Annotated in this window: 2 protein-coding genes; both read right to left on the bottom strand. The window is 75.1% G+C overall.

Translation table 11 applies throughout. The features are described from left to right. Window positions 1-2,052, bottom strand: a 2,052-nt coding sequence (locus CA984_RS43635) for an AMP-binding protein (RefSeq protein ID WP_086579121.1), incomplete at its 3' end; no start/stop codon positions are given. Window positions 2,053-2,195: 143 nt separating this feature from the next. After that, on the bottom strand, window positions 2,196-2,578 hold a 383-nt coding region (locus tag CA984_RS43630), incomplete at its 5' end, for a substrate-binding domain-containing protein (protein ID WP_165781647.1).

Below are 2,578 nucleotides of genomic sequence, written 5' to 3'. Positions count from 1 at the left end.
GCGGTGGGCCGCCCAGTCGGCGTAGCCGGCGGTGGCGGCCGGGGCGGGGGCGGTCCGGCCCGCGAGCGCGGCGGCGTAGGCGGTGCCGAGCTCGTACAGGACCGTGTCGAGCGACCAGGCGTCGCAGACCAGCGGGGAGGCGCAGAGGACGAGCAGGCAGCCGTCGGCGGACGGCCCGGTCAGGATCACCCGGAAGAGCGGCCCGCGTTCCAGGTCGAAGGGCCTGCCCGACTCGCGCTCGACCAGGTCCTGCGGCCAGGCCCCGTCCCCTGCCCGGTCGTCCACCGTGGCGGGTCCGGCGTCCTGTCCCGTCACGCGGCCGGGGTGCCCGGCCGCCGGGAGGCGGACCAGGTCGGGCTCGATCTCCGGGGCGATCTCGGCGRCGTGGGCGCCTCCGGCGGACGGGAAGGTCAGCCTGAGCGCCTCGTGGGCGGCGGCGACCTCGCGGAGCGCACGCCGGAGCACCCCGGGGTCCACCGCGTCGCGGACCCGCATCGCCACCCGGACCGTCTCCTCCCGCGTCCGGGGAAGGGCCAGGCGCGCCTCCTGGTCGGGGGTGAGCGGGACCCGCCGGCCCCGGGCGGCGAACAGGTCGCGCACCCCGGACTTGAGGATCTTGCCGATGTCGTTGCGGGGGAAGGAGTCGACCACGACGATCCGGGTGGGCAGCTCGTGGCGGGCCAGCCGGGTGGAGAGGAAGTCGCGGATCTCGTCCACCGGCACCGGGTGCGCCAGCCGTACCGCGGCGGCGGGCATGGCGCCCATCACCGGATGGGGCACGCCCACGACGGCGGCCTCGGCCACCGCCGGATGCTCGTGCAGGGCGGCCTCGATCTGGACGGTGGAGACCTTCAGCGCCCCTGACTTGATGACGTCGCTCTCCCTGTCGGACAGGTACAGGTAACCGTCGGCGTCGAGGTGGCCGACGTCGCCCATCCGGACCCAGCCGTCGCGGAACACCAGCGCGCTGCCCTCCGGGTCGCCCACGTAGGAGCGCGGGGCCGCCGGGGAGCGGAGCCAGACCTCGCCGGTCTCCCCCGGCGGCATGGTCCGGCCGTCGGGGCCGAGGATGCGCAGGTCGCCGAGGTCGGTGGCCCGGCCGAGCGAGGTGGGCCGGGCGGGATCGACGATCATGGTGGTCTGGGCGGGGACGGCCTCGGTCGAGGTGTAGTAGTTGACCAGGGTCGCCCCGGCGAAGGCCGCGGCGAGGTCCTGGGCCACCGACGGGGGCAGCGCGGCGGCCGAGGAGCTGAGCAGCAGCACGCTGGACAGGTCGTGCCTGCGGTGGGCGCCCGAGCCGAGCAGCTCGATGGCCATGGAGGGGACCAGGAAGACGGTGCCCACCCGGTGGGCCTCGATGAGGCGGCAGAACTCCTCGGGCTCGAATCCGGGCAGGGTGAGCGCCGCCGGGTGGGCGGTGAGGGCGTCCATCAGCATCATCTGCGCGGCGTTCGTCCCGATGGGGAAGGCGTGCAGGAAGCGCTGGGAGTGGGAGTAGGCACGGCGCCGGGGGTACGGGGAGCGGCCGTGGGTCAGGTTGGCGTGGGTGGCGCCGACGCCCTTGGGCGTGCCGGTCGTGCCGGAGGTGTAGATGATCTGGGCCAGGTCGCCGGGCCGTACCTCGACGCCGGCGGTCGAGCCGCCGCCGGTCTCGGGCGTCGTCGTCCACCAGCGGCCGGGGTCCTGGAGCACCGGCGTGCCCGGACCGTGCAGCACACCCGTGGCGGCGCAGCGCCCGAGGGTGTCGAGCACCTCGTGGTCGCTGAGGCGGGCGGAGAGCGGCACCGCCACGCCACCGGCCTTGAGCACCGCGCAGAAGGCGACCGCGAACTCGGTCCACTCGTCTCCGCCGAACAGCAGGCCGATCCGGTCCCCGTGGCGGAGTCCCCGGTCGAGCAGGCCGCGGGCGGCGGCGTCGGAGCGCCGTTCCCACTGGCCGAAGGTCAGGTCGCCGAGTCCGTCGGCGACGAGGGCGGGTCTGTCGGGATCGGTCTCCGCCCGCGCGGCGAGCAGCCGGGGGATCGTGAGCGGAGCCGGGTCGTGCACACTCATGCCGGCCTCCTGGGCGGGCGCGCGAGAGCGGGGGGAAAGAACGAGGGTGACGCCGGGCCGCGGGCGGCCCGGATGATCACCATAGCGAGGAGAGGGACCGGCCGGATCCGCCGGACCGGCCGGCCTCCGGGAGGGGGAAGGGGTCAGCGGAGGATCTTCGGGCCCGAGCCCGTCGAGCCCCGCACGATGAACTCCGGCTGGAAGATGAGCTCGGAGTGCTGCATGGGCGCGCCGGAGACGGCCTCCAGCAGGGTGTGCACCGCGGCGGTCACCATCGACTGGACGGGCTGGCGCACGGTGGTCAGCGGCGGGTCGGTGAAGGCGATCAGCGGCGAGTCGTCGAACCCCACCACCGACACGTCCGCCGGAACCGACAACCCCCGATCCCGGCACGCCCGGATCGCCCCCAGCGCCATCAGGTCCGAGGCGCACACGATGCCCGTGCAGCCCCGCTCCAGCAACTGCGCCGCCGCCGCCTGACCCCCCTCCACCGAGAACAGCGAGTGCGAGATCAGCTCGTCGACCC

It is taken from the genome of Streptosporangium minutum (assembly GCF_002149035.1).
Lineage (GTDB): Bacteria > Actinomycetota > Actinomycetes > Streptosporangiales > Streptosporangiaceae > Streptosporangium > Streptosporangium minutum.
This window is presented reverse-complemented; position numbering and strand designations above follow the sequence as displayed.